At 71.8% G+C, this 16,981-nt stretch carries 14 protein-coding genes; 9 read left to right on the top strand and 5 right to left on the bottom strand.

Annotated features, from left to right (window positions below):
* Positions 1–130: 130 nt before the first annotated feature.
* A complete protein-coding gene (locus tag ACFRKB_RS37245; RefSeq protein ID WP_383111032.1) occupies positions 131–1,408 on the bottom strand; it encodes a DUF1015 domain-containing protein in 1,278 nt (425 codons plus the stop codon).
* Positions 1,409–1,480: 72 nt separating this feature from the next.
* Here ACFRKB_RS37245 and ACFRKB_RS37240 point away from each other — a divergent pair, with 72 nt between their 5' ends.
* Positions 1,481–2,563: an HAD-IIA family hydrolase gene (locus ACFRKB_RS37240; RefSeq protein WP_383111031.1), complete on the top strand. Its 1,083-nt coding sequence runs from the start codon at positions 1,481–1,483 to the stop codon at positions 2,561–2,563.
* A 16-nt stretch (positions 2,564–2,579) separates the two neighbouring features.
* Here the strand turns inward: ACFRKB_RS37240 and ACFRKB_RS37235 are convergent, their stop codons facing one another.
* Positions 2,580–3,485, bottom strand: a complete 906-nt coding sequence (locus ACFRKB_RS37235; RefSeq protein WP_383111030.1) for a siderophore-interacting protein — start codon at positions 3,483–3,485, stop codon at positions 2,580–2,582.
* Between the two features lie 64 nt (positions 3,486–3,549).
* On the opposite strand from ACFRKB_RS37235, the gene ACFRKB_RS37230 reads away from it, so the two are divergent.
* Positions 3,550–4,401, top strand: coding sequence for an ABC transporter ATP-binding protein (locus ACFRKB_RS37230; protein ID WP_383111036.1), 852 nt, complete (start codon positions 3,550–3,552; stop codon positions 4,399–4,401).
* Positions 4,402–4,422: 21 nt separating this feature from the next.
* On the opposite strand, the gene ACFRKB_RS37225 is transcribed toward ACFRKB_RS37230, so the two are convergent.
* On the bottom strand, positions 4,423–4,770 hold the full coding sequence (locus ACFRKB_RS37225) for an SCP2 sterol-binding domain-containing protein (protein ID WP_030354904.1): 348 nt from the start codon (positions 4,768–4,770) through the stop codon (positions 4,423–4,425).
* A 42-nt stretch (positions 4,771–4,812) separates the two neighbouring features.
* Between ACFRKB_RS37225 and ACFRKB_RS37220 the strand changes: the two genes are divergently transcribed.
* From ACFRKB_RS37220 to ACFRKB_RS37200, 5 genes are all read left to right on the top strand, one after another.
* The gene (locus ACFRKB_RS37220) at positions 4,813–5,190 is read left to right on the top strand and encodes a hypothetical protein (protein WP_383111029.1); all 378 of its coding nucleotides are present in this window, start codon (positions 4,813–4,815) and stop codon (positions 5,188–5,190) included.
* Positions 5,191–5,226: 36 nt separating this feature from the next.
* Entirely contained in the window at positions 5,227–6,042 is an 816-nt protein-coding gene (locus ACFRKB_RS37215; RefSeq protein WP_365977632.1) for a TlyA family RNA methyltransferase, read from the top strand.
* Positions 6,039–6,944: an NAD kinase gene (locus ACFRKB_RS37210; protein ID WP_383111028.1), complete on the top strand. Its 906-nt coding sequence runs from the start codon at positions 6,039–6,041 to the stop codon at positions 6,942–6,944. The genes ACFRKB_RS37215 and ACFRKB_RS37210 overlap by 4 nt, the downstream gene beginning before the upstream one ends.
* A gap of 154 nt (positions 6,945–7,098) precedes the next feature.
* The gene (gene recN / locus ACFRKB_RS37205; RefSeq protein ID WP_383111027.1) at positions 7,099–8,853 is read left to right on the top strand and encodes a DNA repair protein RecN; all 1,755 of its coding nucleotides are present in this window, start codon (positions 7,099–7,101) and stop codon (positions 8,851–8,853) included.
* A gap of 296 nt (positions 8,854–9,149) precedes the next feature.
* Positions 9,150–10,238: a glycosyltransferase family 4 protein gene (locus tag ACFRKB_RS37200; RefSeq protein ID WP_383111026.1), complete on the top strand. Its 1,089-nt coding sequence runs from the start codon at positions 9,150–9,152 to the stop codon at positions 10,236–10,238.
* Positions 10,239–10,275: 37 nt separating this feature from the next.
* Here ACFRKB_RS37200 and ACFRKB_RS37195 read toward each other — a convergent pair whose 3' ends face one another.
* Both ACFRKB_RS37195 and ACFRKB_RS37190 read right to left on the bottom strand, forming a co-directional pair.
* On the bottom strand, positions 10,276–11,913 hold the full coding sequence (locus ACFRKB_RS37195; protein ID WP_383111025.1) for a PucR family transcriptional regulator: 1,638 nt from the start codon (positions 11,911–11,913) through the stop codon (positions 10,276–10,278).
* Between the two features lie 116 nt (positions 11,914–12,029).
* Positions 12,030–13,856, bottom strand: a complete 1,827-nt coding sequence (locus tag ACFRKB_RS37190; protein ID WP_383111024.1) for a glycoside hydrolase family 15 protein — start codon at positions 13,854–13,856, stop codon at positions 12,030–12,032.
* 415 nt (positions 13,857–14,271) lie between these two features.
* Between ACFRKB_RS37190 and ACFRKB_RS37185 the strand changes: the two genes are divergently transcribed.
* Complete coding sequence (locus tag ACFRKB_RS37185; RefSeq protein ID WP_376585407.1) at positions 14,272–15,990, top strand: CTP synthase; 1,719 nt, start codon at positions 14,272–14,274, stop codon at positions 15,988–15,990.
* A gap of 96 nt (positions 15,991–16,086) precedes the next feature.
* Complete coding sequence (locus ACFRKB_RS37180; protein ID WP_383111023.1) at positions 16,087–16,713, top strand: NUDIX domain-containing protein; 627 nt, start codon at positions 16,087–16,089, stop codon at positions 16,711–16,713.
* The last annotated feature ends 268 nt before the right edge of the window (positions 16,714–16,981 follow it).

Below are 16,981 nucleotides of genomic sequence, written 5' to 3'. Positions count from 1 at the left end.
CACACCGCCCCCGACATCCGGCCCGGGGCGGGGATCTACCCCCCCGACAAGCCCCGCCGCTACATGGGCTGTGTGACCAAACTTGTGGGCGGCACCCCGGCCGGGGTGCCGCCCACACGTGTGTAAGACGTCAGCCGAGGGCCAGGCTCCGCAGCACCAGCCCCGTCGCCGGCTTCGGTCCGAAGGACGTCGACTTGCGCGGCATCGTGACGCCCTGGAGCGCCAGCTCCCGTACGACGTCCTCGCGTACCGGGTGCATCAGGACCGCCGTGCTGCCGTCGTGTTCCGCCTTGCTGACGGCCGCCTCGGTGTCATGGATGTAGGCGATGTGCTCCGGGGCGTCCGGGATTCGCCAGATGTGGTCGAGCAGCGTGGCATGGAGGACCGTCGCGTCCAGGTGCCGCCAGGCCGCCGGGCGGTCGGCCGGGACCGTACGCGCGAGCAGGCTCGGGTCCGGCCGGTCGACCAGGTGGAACCGGCCGTCCCCGGCGAGCAGGAACGCGTTTCCCGAGGCGGCGGCTTCGGCCAGCGCGTCAAGGGCCCCGGGCAGCGGCCCGTCGACCGTACGGATCCGGAAGGAGCCCGCGAGCGCCGCCACCGCCCGGCCGACGGGCAGCCCGTGCAGCAGCCGGTGGATGGAACGGACCTGGAGGGGGTAGCGGGCTGTGTCGATCAGCAGCACCAGACCGTAGCCCCAGGGCCCGTCGACCGGGTGCTCGTCCCGGAGCCGCAGATACGTCGCCCAGCGGTGATGGCCGTCGGCGATCAGCGCCTGGTGGTGGGCGAGGTCATCGGTGATCCGCGCGAGGTCCCCGGGGTCGGTGACCGACCACAGCCGGTGGCTGAAACCGTCCTCCGTGGTGGTGGCGAGGAGCGGAGAGCGGCTGATGGTGCGCTCGATGACAGCCGCCGCGCCGCTCGTCCCGTCCCCCTGCCGGTAGGTCAGCAGCAGCGGTTCCAGATTCGCCGCGGTCGTGCGCATCAGGGCCGCGCGGTCCGCCACGACATCCGGCATCACGTCCTCGTGGGGCAGCACGATGCCGTCCTCCGGGGCGGAGAGCGCCAGGGCCCCGATGATCCCGCGCTGGAGCGTCTCGCCCCTGCGCTGCTCGTACACGTACAGCGCGGGCTCCGCGTCCGGGGCGAGAACGCCTTCCGACAGCCACTCCTCCAGCGTCGCCGCCGCCTGCCGGTGGCGGTCCGCGGGGGTGGCGGCCTGGGGCAGGATCAGCCGGACGATGTTGTGCGGATCCGCCGACTCCAGATGGTGCAGCCCGTCCGGCCTGACGACCACGTCGTACGGCGGCGAGGTCACCGCGGAGAGGCTGCCGATCCGCTCGGGGACGTAGCGGAGTCCGCGGAACGGGATCAGCCGCAGCCCCTTCGCTGCCGGACCTGTTGTGTTCATGCGGGCATCGTATGTGCGGTACGGGGATGAGCGATGATCGGGGGGATGACCCGATCGAGGAGCGTAAGACGGATGAGCCAGCGGAGCAGGACCAGGCCGAGCGGGAGTACGACCGCGCTGAACGAGGCGTACGACACGGCGCTGCTCGACCTCGACGGGGTCGTGTACGCGGGCGGGGAGGCCATCGCGTACGCGGTCGAGTCGCTCAACACGGCCCGGGACGCGGGGATGCGGCTCGCGTATGTCACCAATAACGCCCTCCGTCCGCCGGACACCGTCGCCGCGCATCTGACGGAGCTCGGTGTGCCCGCCGACCCCGCGGATGTGATCACCTCGGCGCAGGCGGTGTCCCGGCTGATCGCCGAGCAGCTGCCGCAGGGGTCCAGAGTGCTGGTCATCGGCGGGGACGGGCTGCGGATCGCGCTGCGCGAGCGCGGCCTCGAACCGGTGGAGTCGGCCGACGACGATCCGGCCGCCGTGGTGCAGGGGTACGGGGGACCGGATCTGGCCTGGGGGCGGTTCGCCGAGGCGTGCTACGCGATCAACCGCGGCGTGCCGTGGTTCGCGTCCAATACGGATCTGACGATTCCGAGCGCGCGGGGGATCATGCCGGGCAATGGCGCGGCGGTCGAGGTCGTACGGATCGCGACGGGCGCCGAGCCGCAGGTCGCGGGCAAGCCGCTGCCCCCGATGCACCGCGAGACGATCCTGCGGACCGGGGCGAAGCGTGCGCTGGTCGTCGGGGACCGGCTGGATACGGACATCGAGGGGGCGTTCAACGGCGGGGTCGACTCGCTGCTCGTCCTGACCGGTGTGACGGACGCGGCGGAACTGCTGACCGCTGGGCCCCCGCACCGGCCGACGTATGTGGACGCCGATTTGCGCGGATTGCTGACCGGTCAGCCCGAAGTCACCGAAGTCAGTGAAGTCATCAGTGGCACCAGTGGCACCGGTGCCAAGGGAGCCACCGGTGCCACCGGGACCTTCGGGTGCGGTGGGTGGACCGCGTACGCCCGCGGTGGCGCGCTGGTGCTCGACGGGGACGGCGCGGCGCTGGACGGGTTGCGCGCGCTGTGCGCGGCGGCCTGGACGGACGCGGGTGACGGGTCCTGCACGCTGGACGCGGGCAAGGCGCTGGCCAAGCTCGGTCTGTAGCCCGACGGGTGGGTGGCTACGCTTCCTCCCCGGCGCCCAGCAGATGGTCCTCGGAGGCGCCCCGGCGCCAGTAGCCGGTGAAGGTGACGGCTTTGCGGTCGAAGCCGCGCTCGCCGACGAGATGGCGGCGTACGGCCTTCACCGTCGCCGACTCACCGGCGATCCAGGCGTACGGGGTGCCCCCGGGCAGCGCGGCGGCGCGGATTGCGTCCGCGGTGGCGGGCGGTGTGTGGCGGTCGTTGGTCAGCCAGACGATCTCGGCGTCGGCCTTGGTGGGGAGTTCCTGGCGGTCGGCCGGGTCATGGACTTCGATCCAGACCCGGGCCGGCATGCCGGGCGGCAGGGTTTCCAGGATCCCGGCGACGGCGGGCAGGGCTGAGGCGTCGGCGGTCAGCAGGATCCAGTCGGTGCCGTCCGGGGGCCGGAAGTCATAGCCGCCGTTCTCCTCGTCGACCGGTGCCAGTACGGAGATCCGGACGCCTGGCCGCGCCGCTCGCGCCCAGCGGGTGGCGGGTCCTGACGCTGCGTCCACGCCCGTACCACCACCACAACTGCCGTCACCGCCTTCGCCGTTGCCCTGGCCGTTCCTCTGGCCGCCGCCCTCCGTGCCGTGGAGGGCGAAGTCGATGACCAACTCGTGCGGGTCCCGGCGCAGTTCGCGCACGGTGTAGGTACGCATGATGCCGCGTATGTCCGGATCGAGTTCGCGCCAGGCGTCGTACCAGTCGGCTCGCGCCGGGTCCGGCATGACCGGTGCGCGCTCGCCCGGCTGCGGCAGGAACAGTTTGACGCGCTGGTCGCGCCCTGCCGTGGCCATACGGGCCAGGTCCGGGCCGCCGAGGACGACCCGGGCCATCGACGGGGTGACGCGCTCCGTGCGGAGCACCTCGGCGGTGAAGAACTGGAAGGGGGCGTCGGTCATGAGCCTCTTCGCCTTTCCCTCAAGGAGATCGGTTGCGAGGGTAGGCTAACCTAACCTGATGACGATGCAGCGCCTCACCGCGGAATCGGTGACCCTCGGCTACGACCAGCGGATCATCGCCCGCGAACTGTCGGTCGCGATCCCCGACCAGTCGTTCACGGTGATCGTGGGACCGAACGCCTGCGGCAAGTCGACTCTGCTGCGGGCGCTTTCGCGGATGCTCAAGCCGTCCGAGGGGCGCGTCATGCTCGACGGTGCGGCCATCCACTCCCTGCCCGCCAAGAAGGTCGCCAGGACCCTGGGGCTGCTGCCGCAGTCGTCCATCGCGCCCGATGGCATCACGGTCGCCGATCTGGTGGCGCGCGGGCGCTATCCGCACCAGGGGCTGCTGCGTCAGTGGTCGCCGGAGGACGAGCGGATTGTCGAGGAATCGATGGCGGCGACCGGCGTCGGTGAGCTCGCCGGTCGCTATGTCGACGAACTGTCCGGCGGTCAGCGCCAGCGGGTCTGGATCGCGATGGCACTCGCCCAGCAGACGCCGCTGCTGCTGCTGGACGAGCCGACCACCTTCCTCGACATCCAGCACCAGATCGATGTGCTCGACCTCTGCGCCGAGCTGCACGAGACACAGGGCCGCACGCTCGTCGCCGTCCTGCACGACCTCAACCACGCGGCCCGGTACGCCACCCATCTCATCGCGATGCGCGACGGGCGGATCGTGGCCGAGGGCACCCCGGCGGACGTCGTCACGGCGGAGCGGGTGGAGGAGGTGTTCGGGCTGCGCTGTCAGGTCATCGACGATCCGGAGACCGGTACGCCGCTGGTGGTGCCGGCTGGGCGGCGGGCGCGGCGGCCCGAACCGGCATCCGTACCCGTACCCGTACCCGTGCCTGTGCCTGTGCCGTCGGAGAAGTGAACAGGGCCTGGCGCGGATCCCTCAGAGCAGCGATCGCAGCCGCAGCAGATCGCGGAAACCGGCCTCCAGCCTGACCCGGCCCGAACCCCAGGCACGGGCGAAGTTCAGTTCGCCGTCAACCAGCGCCACCAGGTCGTCGCCCGTCATGGCGAGTCTGATCTCGGCCTTCTCCCGTGGTGGTCCCTCCACGCTGTCGGTCACCACGATCCGGCCGTCCACCAGCCGACCGGTGAACGTGACGTCCAGATCCGTGATGTGGCAGCTGAGTGAACGGTCGAACCCGGCCGCGGTGCGGACCTTTCCGTCCGCCTGCGCCAGATTGTCAGAGAGCTTGTCGAGTGCGCTGCGGCACTCCTCCGTCGTCGCCATCGCGATCGACGGTACCGCAGTGCTTCGCGGTAGCGTCTGGGCATGAGCGACTCGATGGCGGGCCCGGCCGGGCAGGAGACCGGGCAGCGGCCCGCGGAACGGCCTGGGGAACGGTACGAGGAACGGCCTGGGGAACGGCCCGGAGAACGGTACGAGGAACGGCCCGAGCGGGAGCCGGAACGGGAGACCGCCCCGGCCGGCCCCGGCGCCCCCGACGCCGCGGCGCCCCGGCCCCTCGGCCTGGAGCGGGTCCCGACCGGCGACGCCCGGGTGGACGCGCTGCTGACCCGGCTCGCGGACGCCGACCACCTCCCTGCGGACGGCCATGTCGAGGTGTACGAGGATGTACACAGGGGCTTGCGCGACGCACTGACCGCGCTCGACGCGCAGGGCCCCCGGGGGCAGCCGACGCCCCGCTGACTTCTCCCGCGTACGACCACAGGAGCTGAACCGAACGTGGCTGGACTGGCACGCCGCCGTCTCGATGCCGAGCTGGTACGCCGTAACCTCGCGCGCTCGCGCGAGCACGCGAGCCAGCTGATCGCCGCGGGCCGGGTGACCGTCGGCGGCACCACCGCGACCAAACCCGCCACCCAGGTGGAGACCAGCGCCGCCGTCGTCGTCACCGAGGACGACGGCGATCCCGACTACGTCTCGCGCGGCGGGCACAAACTCGCCGGAGCGCTGGCCGCCTTCGTACCGCTCGGCCTTGAGGTCGCCGGCCGGCGGGCGCTCGACGCGGGCGCGTCCACCGGTGGTTTCACGGATGTCCTGCTGCGGGCCGGGGTCGGCCATGTCGTCGCGGTGGACGTCGGTTACGGCCAACTCGCCTGGTCGCTGCGGAGCGATGAACGCGTCACCGTCAAGGATCGTACGAACGTACGTGAGTTGACGCTCGAAGCGATCGAAGGGGAGCCCGTGGATCTGATCGTGGGGGATCTGTCGTTCATTCCGCTGGGGGTGGTGCTGCCCGCGCTGGTGCGCTGCGCGGCTCCGGACGCCGATCTCGTACTGATGGTGAAGCCGCAGTTCGAGGTGGGCAAGGAGCGGCTGGGCAGCGGAGGGGTCGTACGCAGCCCGGAGTTGCGCGCCGAGGCCGTACGGACCGTGGCCGGGCGCGCCGCTGAACTCGGCCTCGGGGTCAGGGGAGTCACCGCCAGTCCGCTGCCGGGGCCCTCCGGAAATGTTGAGTATTTTCTGTGGCTCAGGGCCGGAGCGCCCGAGCTGGATCCGGCCGATGTCGACCGCGCAGTGGCGGAGGGACCCCGTTGACGTCGAACGCAGAACGCACCGTATTCCTGCTGGCCCACACCGGCAGACCAGCGGCGATCCGCAGCGCGGAACTGGTCGTGAACGGACTGGTACGCAGCGGTCTCCGCGTACGGGTGCTGGCGGCGGAGGCGGCCGATCTGCCGCTGCCGGAGTCCGTGGAGACGGTCCCCGACGCGACCCCCGCCGCGCTCGACGGCTGCGAGCTGCTGATCGTGCTCGGCGGGGACGGCACGCTGCTGCGCGGCGCCGCGTTCGCGCGGGCCTCGGGCGTCCCGATGCTCGGGGTCAATCTGGGCAGGGTCGGCTTTCTCGCCGAGGCGGAACGTGACGATCTGGACAAGGTCGTCAACCGCGTCGTCACGCGTTCCTACGAGGTCGAGGAGCGGATGACCATCGATGTCGTCGTGCGCAGCAACGGCGATGTCGTCCACCGGGACTGGGCGCTCAACGAGGCGGCCGTGCAGAAGGTCTCACCGGAGCGGATGCTCGAAGTCGTCCTGGAGATCGACGGGCGGCCGGTCACCGCGTTCGGCTGCGACGGGATCGTCTGCGCCACCCCCACCGGCTCGACGGCGTACGCCTTCTCGGCCGGCGGCCCGGTCGTCTGGCCGGAGGTCGAGGCGCTGCTGATGGTGCCGATCAGCGCGCACGCGCTCTTCGCGAAGCCGCTGGTGACCTCGCCGACCACGGTGCTGGCGGTGGAGGTGCAGGCGAACACCCCGCACGGGGTGCTCTGGTGCGACGGGCGCAGGACCGTGGAGCTGCCGCCGGGAGCGAGGGTGGAGGTGCGGCGCGGGGCCGTCCCCGTACGGCTGGCGCGGCTGCATCACGCCTCGTTCACCGACCGGCTGGTGGCCAAGTTCGCCCTCCCGGTGTCCGGCTGGCGCGGGGCGCCGCACTGACCGGACCGGCCGGCGGCACCATCGATAAGACATAGGGGTGTTTCCGGGTGGAACCGGTACGTATCGTTCAGGACGTGTGCCGCCCGGACACTGCCCGGTCGAGGGAATCGGGGGTGGGGTCCGTCGCGCGCGGCCTCCCGGACCTCGTATGGTCATGACCGTGTTGGAGGAGATGCGGATACGGTCGCTCGGGGTCATCGACGACGCGGTCGTCGAGCTGTCACCCGGCTTCACGGCGGTGACCGGTGAGACCGGCGCGGGCAAGACCATGGTCGTCACCAGTCTTGGACTGCTGCTCGGCGGACGCGCCGATCCCGCCCTCGTGCGGATCGGCGCGAAGTCGGCGGTCGTGGAGGGGCGGATCACCCTCGACGCCGGTGCGCCGGCGACGCTGCGCGCCGAGGAGGCGGGGGCGGAGCTGGAGGACGGGACGCTGCTCATCAGCAGAACCGTCTCCGCCGAGGGGCGCTCGCGCGCCCATCTCGGCGGGCGTTCCGTGCCCGTGGGCGTCCTGGGCGAGCTGGCGGACGACCTGGTGGCCGTGCACGGCCAGACCGACCAGCAGGGGCTGCTGCGGCCCGCGCGGCAGCGCAAGGCGCTCGACCGGTACGCGGGCGACGCGGTCGCCGTCCCGTACGCCGCCTACACGGAGGCGTACCGCAGGCTGCGCGCCGTCGCCTCGGAGCTGGACGAGCTGACCACCCGGGCCCGTGAGCGCGCCCAGGAGGCCGATCTGCTGCGCTTCGGGCTGAACGAGATCGGGGCGGTCGAGCCGAGGGCGGGGGAGGACACCGAACTCGCCGCGGAGGCCGAGCGTCTCGGCCACGCGGAAGCGCTCGCGTCCGCGGCCTCCGTCGCGCATGCCGCGCTCGCCGGCAACCCCGAGGACCCGGAGGGCGTCGACGCGACGACCCTGGTCGGGGGCGCGGGCCGGGCGCTGGAGGCCGTACGGTCCCACGACCCCGCGCTGGCCGGGCTCGCCGAGCGGATGGGCGAGATCTCCATCCTGCTGGCGGACGTGGCCGGTGAACTCGCCGGATACGCGGACAATCTGGACGCCGATCCGCTGCGGCTGGCCGCCGTGGAGGAGCGCAGGGCCGCGCTCACCGGGCTGACCCGCAAGTACGGCCAGGACATCGCCACCGTCCTGGCCTGGGCCGAGGAGGGCAGCGCGCGGCTGACCGAGCTGGAGGGCGACGACGAACGGATCGGCGAGCTGACGGCCGAGCGTGACGCGCTGCGCTCCGAGCTGTCCGTGCTCGCGCAGGCGCTGACCGACGCGCGCACGGCGGCGGCGGCGCTCTTCGCGCGGGCCGTCACGGCGGAGCTAGCCTCGCTCGCCATGCCGCACGCGCGCGTATCGTTCGACATCCGCCAGACCGAGTCCGCCGACGAGGCGGACGGAGTCGAGGTCGGCGGGCGCTCGGTGGTGTACGGGCCGCACGGCGTCGACGAGGTCGAACTCCTGCTGGCCCCCCACCCGGGCGCCCAGCCCCGGCCGATCGCCAAGGGCGCGTCCGGTGGTGAGCTGTCGCGGGTGATGCTCGCGGTGGAAGTGGTCTTCGCGGGCTCCGACCCGGTGCCGACGTACCTCTTCGACGAAGTGGACGCGGGCGTCGGCGGCAAGGCGGCGGTCGAGGTCGGCCGCCGGCTGGCGAAGCTGGCCACCTCGGCGCAGGTGGTCGTGGTCACACACCTTCCCCAGGTCGCGGCCTTCGCCGACCGCCAGCTGCTGGTCGAGAAGACGGTGGACGGCTCGGTGACGCGCTCCGGGGTGACGGTCCTGGAAGGCGAGGACCGGGTACGGGAGTTGTCGCGGATGCTGGCGGGCCAGGAGGACTCGGAAACGGCGCGCGCACACGCGGAGGAACTGCTCGCCACGGCGCGGGGCGCCGCCTCCGGCGGCTAGGGCCTGTCGGCAACGGCCGGGCCGGCCCGCCCGCGCCGGGCCGGCCGTGCGCGCGCTGGGCGTTGTCGTCGCGACGGCGTACGGTGACCGGGGCGGGCGGCGCGGGGCCTCACTCATGTGAGTGATATGGGTGGCGAGTTGACGCGCCGGACACACGAACGACGCACCGCCGGTGCCGGAACGTGCGTACGGACTGGCATCCTTGGCGCAGCGACTTTCGGGTGTCCGGGCCGCGCCGCTCCCGGCATCGCGACCGTTCCTCCGTCCCCCATTCCCGATCCAGGAGCCTTGACCACGTGACACAGCTGCGTACGGTCCAGGTACTTGGCGGCGGCAGTGCGGGCAGCAGCGCGCACGTACGCTCGTTGGCGGCCGGTCTGGCCGCCAGGGGAGTGCGGGTGACGGTGTGCGCCCCCGCCGAACTCGACCATGTCTACGACTTCCGCGGCGCCGGGGCGCAGCACGTACCCGTACCCCGGCGCAGTGATCCGCAGGCCGTCGCGGCCCTGCGGGCGGCCTGCGCCGGCGCGGACGTGGTGCACGCGCACGGCGTGCACGCCGCCGTACGGACCGCGCTCGCGCTCGGCGGACTGCGCGTGCCGCTGGTCGTCACCTGGCACACCCGCGCGCACGCCGAAGGAGCACGCGGTGGGCTGCTGCGCCTGATGGAACGAAGGGCCGCCAGAGCGGCGGCCGTTGTGCTCGGGGCCTCCTCGGAACTCGTCGACCGGGCCCGGGAGCGGGGAGCCCGCGACGCCCGGCTCGCGCCGGCCGCGCTGCCCGCGCCCCACTGGCCCGCCGATGGTCGCGAGAACAAGTCGCGCGCCGAACTCGGCGCGGTCGAGCGCCCGTTGCTGATGGCCGTCGGAAGTCTCGTACCGGACAAGGGATACGACACGCTGCTGGACGCGGCCAGGACCTGGCGTCGTCTCGACCCCATGCCGCTGGTCGTCATCGCGGGCGAGGGCCGGGAGCGCGCCAGGCTCCAGCGCCGTATCGAGAACGCCGAGTTGCCCGTGCGGCTCATCGGCCGCCGCGACGACATCTCCGAACTCCTCGCCGCCGCCGATGTCGCCCTGCTGCCCAGCCGCTGGGAGGCCCGCTCCGTGCTCGCGCAGGAGGCACTGCGGCTCGGGGTGCCGCTGGTCGCCACGGCGGTCGGCGCCGTTCCTGAACTGGTCGGCGACGCGGCGGAACTCGTACCGTACGGCGACGCCGCGGCCCTCGCGGACGCGGTGATACGACTCCTCGCCGATCCCGAGCGCCGCCAGGAACTCGCCGCGGCGGGCCGGGCGCAGGCGACGAGCTGGCCGACGGAGGACGAGACCATCGCGCAAGTGCTCAGTGTTTATGACGAATTGACGCAGCCCCCGCGGTCCCACTGAGCCGGATCCGCCGGACAGGACATGGGGCCCGGCCGCGTCAGAGCGTGTGGCGTCTCGCCCGCAGCGCCAGGCTCAGGGCCAGCACCGTCTGCGGATCGTCCAGGTCCGTGCCGAGCAGTTCCGCGATCCGCGCCAGCCGGTTGTAGAGCGTCTGGCGGTTGAGATGCAGCTCGCGCGCCGTCTCCGCCTTACGGCCCGCGTGGGCGAGATAGACCTCAAGGGTCGGCAGCAGCGCGGGGCGTGAGGTCCGGTCGTGCGCGCGCAGCGGACCGATCGCGCGGTCCACGAAGGCCGCCAGATCGGGATGTTCACGCAGCCGCCACAGCAGCAGATCGATATCCAGCCGGCGTGCGTCGTACCAGGCGCGGCCCGGCAGCCCCTGGGCCGCCGTCGCGGTCTCCGCCGCGTGCCGCAGCCCCGCGCTCGCCGCCGCCCAGCCGCCCGCGACACCGACCACCACCACCGGCGGCTGCGCCCCGGGACGCTCCAGTCCGGCCCGCTCCACGCCCGCGCGCAGCGCCGTCGACACCCGGTCGGCCACCGCCGTACGCTCGGACTCGGTGCGCAGCCCGAGCAGCAGCGGAACCCGCCCCTCCACGGGCCGTACGCCCAGCAGCACCGGCACGCCCACCGACGACAGTTCCTCCAGCACGGCCCTGGCCAGCAGCGCCCAGTTGCCGGACGGGCCGGACGGGGCCGACTCGGGGGCCAGCCGCATCACCACCGGCAGCAGCGGCCCCTCGCCCGGCTTGAAGCCGAGCACCTTCGCCTGCGCGGGCGCGTCCTCGGCGAGGATCCGGCCCTCCGCGAGATCTGTCAGAAAGTCGCCACGGCCCCGCGCCGCGAGCTCCTCCTCCTGACGGGCCTGCATCAGGACCACCGCCAGGATGTCCGCCGCGCGCTCGGCCGCCAGCCGGTGGACCGGCAGCGGTGGCGTGGAAACGGCGGGCAGCACCAGCCGCGCCCGTACCGCGCCGGTGCCGTGCCCGCCGCCGGGCACATCCACCAGCACCGCCCCGGCGGGCGGTCCCGCCGCGCGCGCCGCCCGCTGACCGCGCAGCCCCTCCCAGATCTGGAGCGGATCGGCGGCGGCCGGACCCGCGCCCGGGGCCGCCGCGTACAGCAGACGTCCCTCCGCCGTCTCCAGGAAGACCGGATTGCCGGAGAAATCCGCGAGGATGCGGAGCACCCGCGGCACCCCGCCCCCGTCGAGCAGCGCCTCCGTGCACCGCCGGTGGACCTCCTCGGCCTGCCGCAGCAGCGCGTAATGGCCGTTCACGATCTCGGTGTGCACCTCTTCGGTCACCGAGACGAACGGCACCTCGCGGTGCAGCTGCACCAGCGGCAGCCCGGCCGCCCGCGCCGTCTCCACGATCGTCGCGGGCAGCCGCTCGAACCGGGACCCCAGCTCCACCACCAGCGCCGCGATCCCGCGCTCGGCGAGCCCGCGGACGAAGACCCGCTGCTCGGCCGGGCGGCTGCCCAGCCCGAGCCCCGTGGTGAGCAGCAGCTCGCCGCCCTTGAGCAGGGACGCGATGTACGGCACCTCGCCCGCGTGCACCCAGCGCACCGTACGGTCCAGCCGGTCCGCGCAGGCGACGACCTCGGGCAGGCCGGCCCGGAGCCCGGGCAGCTCAAGGGCCCGCCGCACGGTGATTCCGCCCTGACTGTCCATGACGCCGGAGGCTACTGGAAAAGCGCGCGGGGCCCGGACCACGGCGGATGCACCACCGTCGTCCGGGCCCCGGAGCCAGCAGGACCGCGGGAGCCACCCGGCCCCGTACGCGGGCGTCAGCCGCCGTACGCCCCCGAGGCCGTCAGCCTCAGCGCCGTGTCGATCAGCGGGACATGGCTGAACGCCTGCGGGAAGTTCCCCACCTGGCGCTGGAGCCGGGAGTCCCACTCCTCGGCCAGCAGCCCCAGATCGTTACGGAGCGCGAGCAGCTTCTCGAAGAGCTTCCTGGCCTCGTCCACCCGCCCGATCATCGCGAGATCGTCGGCGAGCCAGAACGAGCAGGCCAGGAACGCGCCCTCGTCGCCCTCCAGACCGTCCACCCCGGCTTCCTCGCCCGAGGTCGGGTACCGCATCACGAAGCCGTCCTCCGTGGACAGCTCCCGCTGGATCGCCTCGATCGTGCCGATGACCCGCTTGTCGTCCGGCGGCAGGAAGCCCATCTGCGGAATGAGCAGCAGCGACGCGTCCAGCTCCTTGGAGCCGTACGACTGCGTGAAGGTGTTCCGTTCCTTGTCGTACCCCTTCTCGCAGACATCGCGGTGGATGTCGTCCCGCATCTCGCGCCAGCGCTCCAGCGGCCCGTCGGCGTCGCCCGACTCGATCAGCTTGATCGTGCGGTCGACCGCGACCCAGGCCATCACCTTCGAGTGCACGAAGTGCCGGCGCGGACCGCGCACCTCCCAGATGCCCTCGTCCGGCTGGTCCCAGTGCTTCTCCAGATACTGGATCAGCTTGAGCTGGAGCACCGAGGCGTAGTCATTACGGGCCAGACCGGTCATATGCGCCAGATGCAGCGCTTCGGTGACCTCGCCGTACACATCCAGCTGGAGCTGATGCGCGGCGCCGTTGCCGACCCGGACCGGGCCCGAGCCCTCATAGCCGGGCAGCCAGTCCAGCTCCGCCTCGCCGAGTTCGCGCTCGCCCGCGATCCCGTACATGATCTGCAGATTCTCCGGGTCGCCGGCGACCGCGCGCAGCAGCCACTCGCGCCAGGCGCGGGCCTCCTCGCGGTAGCCGGTGCGCAGCAGCGAGGAGAGCGTGATCGCCGCGTCGCGCAGCCAGGTGTAGCGGTAGTCCCAGTTCCGTACGCCGCCGATCTCCTCCGGCAACGAGGTCGTCGGCGCCGCCACGATCCCGCCCGTCGGCGCGTAGGTCAGCGCCTTCAGCGTGATCAGCGAACGGACCACCGCTTCCCGGTAGGGGCCGTGGTACGTGCAGTGCTCGACCCATTCACGCCAGAAGTCGGAGGTCGCCTCCAGCGAACCCTCGGGGTCGGGGAGCGCGGGCGGCTGCCGGTGCGAGGGCTGCCAGCTGATCGTGAACGCGATCCGGTCGCCCGGCGCCACCGTGAAGTCGGAGTACGTCGTGAGGTCCTTGCCGTACGTCTCGGCGTCCGTATCCAGCCAGACCGAGTCGGGTCCCGCGACGGCGACCGTGCGGTTGTCCACCTTGTGCACCCACGGCACGACCCGCCCGTAACTGAACCGCATCCGCAGCGCGGACCGCATCGGCACGCGTCCGCTGATGCCCTCCACGATCCGGATCACCTGCGGAGCGCCGTCACGCGGCGGCATGAAATCGGTCACTCTCACGGTGCCGCGGGGGGTGTCCCACTCCGATTCGAGAATCAGTGAGTCTCCGCGGTAGCGGCGCCGAGTGGCCCGCGGCGGCGCGGAACCCGCCGGGTGCGCGGGTCCCAGCCGCCAGAAACCATGCTCATCGGTGCCGAGCAGAGCCGCGAACGCGGCATGCGAGTCGAAGCGGGGCAGGCACAGCCAGTCGACTGTGCCGTCCCGGCAGACCAGGGCGGCGGTCTGCATGTCTCCGATGAGTGCGTAATCCTCGATGCGCCCGGCCACGTGCATCTCCAGTCGAACGGCCATGTCCGCCCCGTGGGGCGCGTACTTCGGTCAAGGGTCGTTGACGAGCTCTATTTCCGGGAAATCGGGCGGGGATGGTGCCGATGCCGGCCGGACTCGGCAGCGAATGTTTGAGCAGGATACGACGCACGACGGGGCTCTGCGCCACGGTCCCGGCAACATCGGTCCGCCGAACGGGTGGGCCAAGGGTGACTGTGGGGAAAAAGGCTGACTCGGGGGAATGGCTCATCGGATGCGGATGACGGCGCGTGGCCGGAAGCACCCTCCCTCCAGCGCTGATACCCTGGTAGCCCGTGGACCGGTGGACTCCCTGTGACGTGATGGGGCCCCGTACCCGCAGCGACGGAAGTCCCTCCAGTCTTCGACCGGGACACCGGCACGCACCTCAGACCGCGACCACGGGAGCCCCCTCTTGGCCATGCCGAACCGATCCACGACATCCTCGACGACCAAGCACATCTTCGTCACCGGGGGTGTTGCCTCCTCCCTCGGCAAGGGCCTGACCGCCTCCAGTCTGGGCGCGCTGCTCAAGGCGCGTGGCCTGCGGGTCACCATGCAGAAGCTCGACCCGTATCTGAACGTCGACCCGGGCACGATGAACCCGTTCCAGCACGGTGAGGTGTTCGTCACCAACGACGGAGCCGAGACCGACCTGGACATCGGCCACTACGAGCGCTTCCTCGATGTGGACCTCGACGGCTCGGCCAATGTCACCACCGGCCAGGTCTACTCGCAGGTCATCGCGAAGGAGCGGCGCGGCGAGTACCTGGGCGACACGGTCCAGGTCATTCCGCACATCACCAACGAGATCAAGCACCGCATCCGGCGCATGGCGGCCGATGACGTCGATGTCGTCATCACGGAGGTCGGCGGCACGGTCGGCGACATCGAGTCGCTGCCGTTCCTGGAGACCGTCCGCCAGGTCCGCCACGAGGTCGGCCGCGACAACGTCTTCGTCGTGCACATCTCGCTGCTGCCGTACATCGGTCCCTCCGGCGAGCTGAAGACCAAGCCCACCCAGCACTCGGTCGCGGCCCTGCGCAACATCGGTATCCAGCCGGACGCGATCGTGCTCCGGGCCGACCGCGACGTACCGACCGCGATCAAGCGCAAGATCTCGCTGATGTGCGATGTCGACGAGGCGGCCGTGGTCGCGTGCGTGGACGCCAAGTCGATCTACGACATCCCCAAGGTGCTGCACACCGAGGGCCTGGACGCCTATGTCGTACGCAAGCTGGATCTCCCGTTCCGCGATGTGGACTGGACGGTCTGGGACGATCTGCTGGACCGCGTCCACAACCCCGACCACGAGGTCACCGTCGCGCTGGTCGGCAAGTACATCGACCTCCCGGACGCCTATCTCTCGGTGACCGAGGCGATCCGTGCCGGCGGCTTCGCGAACAGGGCGCGCGTCAAGGTCAAGTGGGTCACCTCGGACGACTGCAAGACCCCGGCCGGCGCCGCCAGGCAGCTGGCCGACGTCGACGGGATCCTGATCCCCGGCGGCTTCGGCGAGCGCGGGGTCACCGGCAAGGTCGGTGCCATCCAGTACGCGAGGGAGCACAAGGTCCCGCTGCTGGGGCTCTGTCTGGGCCTGCAGTGCATCGTCATCGAGGCCGCGCGCAATGTCGCCGGGATCCCCGACGCCAACTCCACGGAGTTCGACTCCGGCACCGCCCACCCGGTGATCTCCACGATGGAGGAGCAGCTCGCCTATGTGGAGGGCGCCGGAGACCTGGGCGGCACGATGCGGCTCGGGCTCTACCCGGCGAAGCTCGCCGAGGGCTCGATCGTGCGCGAGGTCTATGACGACCAGCCGTATGTGGAGGAGCGCCACCGCCACCGCTACGAGGTCAACAACGCGTACCGCGCGGAGCTGGAGAAGAAGGCCGGGCTGGTCTTCTCGGGCACGTCCCCGGACAACAAGCTGGTCGAGTACGTCGAGTACGCGCGCACCACGCACCCCTATCTGGTCGCCACCCAGGCCCACCCCGAGCTGCGGTCCCGGCCGACCCGGCCGCATCCGCTCTTCGCCGGGCTGGTGAAGGCCGCGGTGGAGCGCCGGCAGGCCGCGCGCGCGGGCGCGGACCAGGGCGGACGGCGGACGCCGGTGGAGCCGGTGGCCGCCCAGTCCTGAGCGGTTCTCCAAGCGATACGGTGGGAGCCGGGGCACGGGTCTTTCGGGATCTGTGCCCCGGTTTCCGCTTGTGCGCCACTGTGTGGGAGGACTTTCATGACGATCAAGGACGCCCCCGAGGAGTGGCGGATCACCGCGACCTCGACGCCTTTCCGCGGCAACAAGACCAGTGTCCGTACGGATGAAGTGGTCATGCCCGACGGTACGGTCGTGTCGCGCGACTACCAGGTCCACCCCGGATCCGTGGCGATCCTGGCGCTCGACGACGCGGGCCGGGTCCTCGTACTGCGCCAGTACCGGCACCCCGTCCGCCAGAAGCTCTGGGAGATCCCGGCCGGTCTGCTCGATGTGCCGGGCGAGAATCCGCTGCACGCCGCCCAGCGCGAGCTGTACGAGGAAGCGCACGTCAAGGCCGAGGACTGGCGGGTGCTGACGGACGTCTACACCACGCCGGGCGGCTGCGACGAGGCGGTACGGATCTTCCTCGCCCGCGGTCTGTCGGAGGCGGAGGGCGAGCGCTTCGAAGTCTCCGAGGAGGAGGCGGACATGGAGCTGGCCCGGGTGGAGACGGCGGAGCTGGTACGGGGTGTGCTCGCCGGCGAACTGCACAACAACTGCCTGGCGGTGGGGGTGCTCGCGCTCACCGCCGCGCTGGCGGGCGACGGTATCGAGTCGCTGCGGCCGGCCGAGGCGCCCTGGCCCGCGCGCCCGTTCGAATCCTGAGCGAGGTCTCCGCGCTCCGGGTGTCCGGTGATTCTCCAGTCTGAAAAAATGCTGATCCGATTGGGGGACATATCGGCCACGCTCCACCGTTCTCGTCGCTGAGAGTGAACTACGCTCGTACCGCCCGTGCGGAGACCCGCCGGGCTCGGCTCGTGCGCAGGCGGACGGAGCGTGGCCCGTGACGGATCAGGCGGTGGATGTGAGTGGCTCCGGCCGTCCGGGCGCCGGGAGAAAGCGCGGCGGCATTCGAAGCGGGAAGCCAACCGCC

The sequence above is a fragment of the Streptomyces scopuliridis genome, assembly GCF_042790125.1.
GTDB classification, from domain to species: domain Bacteria; phylum Actinomycetota; class Actinomycetes; order Streptomycetales; family Streptomycetaceae; genus Streptomyces; species Streptomyces scopuliridis_A.
This window is presented reverse-complemented; position numbering and strand designations above follow the sequence as displayed.

What these genes read in the sequence shown, in the direction of transcription:
- ACFRKB_RS37225 (WP_030354904.1), bottom strand. Translation starts at nt 4,770, where the DNA reads ATGGCGACGACGGAGGAGTGCCGCAGCGCACTCGACAAGCTCTCTGAC.
- ACFRKB_RS37240 (WP_383111031.1), top strand. Translation starts at nt 1,481, where the DNA reads ATGAGCCAGCGGAGCAGGACCAGGCCGAGCGGGAGTACGACCGCGCTG.
- ACFRKB_RS37195 (WP_383111025.1), bottom strand. Translation starts at nt 11,913, where the DNA reads ATGGACAGTCAGGGCGGAATCACCGTGCGGCGGGCCCTTGAGCTGCCC.
- recN (WP_383111027.1), top strand. Translation starts at nt 7,099, where the DNA reads ATGACCGTGTTGGAGGAGATGCGGATACGGTCGCTCGGGGTCATCGAC.
- ACFRKB_RS37180 (WP_383111023.1), top strand. Translation starts at nt 16,087, where the DNA reads ATGACGATCAAGGACGCCCCCGAGGAGTGGCGGATCACCGCGACCTCG.
- ACFRKB_RS37235 (WP_383111030.1), bottom strand. Translation starts at nt 3,485, where the DNA reads ATGACCGACGCCCCCTTCCAGTTCTTCACCGCCGAGGTGCTCCGCACG.
- ACFRKB_RS37185 (WP_376585407.1), top strand. Translation starts at nt 14,272, where the DNA reads ATGCCGAACCGATCCACGACATCCTCGACGACCAAGCACATCTTCGTC.
- ACFRKB_RS37245 (WP_383111032.1), bottom strand. Translation starts at nt 1,408, where the DNA reads ATGAACACAACAGGTCCGGCAGCGAAGGGGCTGCGGCTGATCCCGTTC.
- ACFRKB_RS37230 (WP_383111036.1), top strand. Translation starts at nt 3,550, where the DNA reads ATGCAGCGCCTCACCGCGGAATCGGTGACCCTCGGCTACGACCAGCGG.
- ACFRKB_RS37220 (WP_383111029.1), top strand. Translation starts at nt 4,813, where the DNA reads ATGAGCGACTCGATGGCGGGCCCGGCCGGGCAGGAGACCGGGCAGCGG.
- ACFRKB_RS37190 (WP_383111024.1), bottom strand. Translation starts at nt 13,856, where the DNA reads ATGGCCGTTCGACTGGAGATGCACGTGGCCGGGCGCATCGAGGATTAC.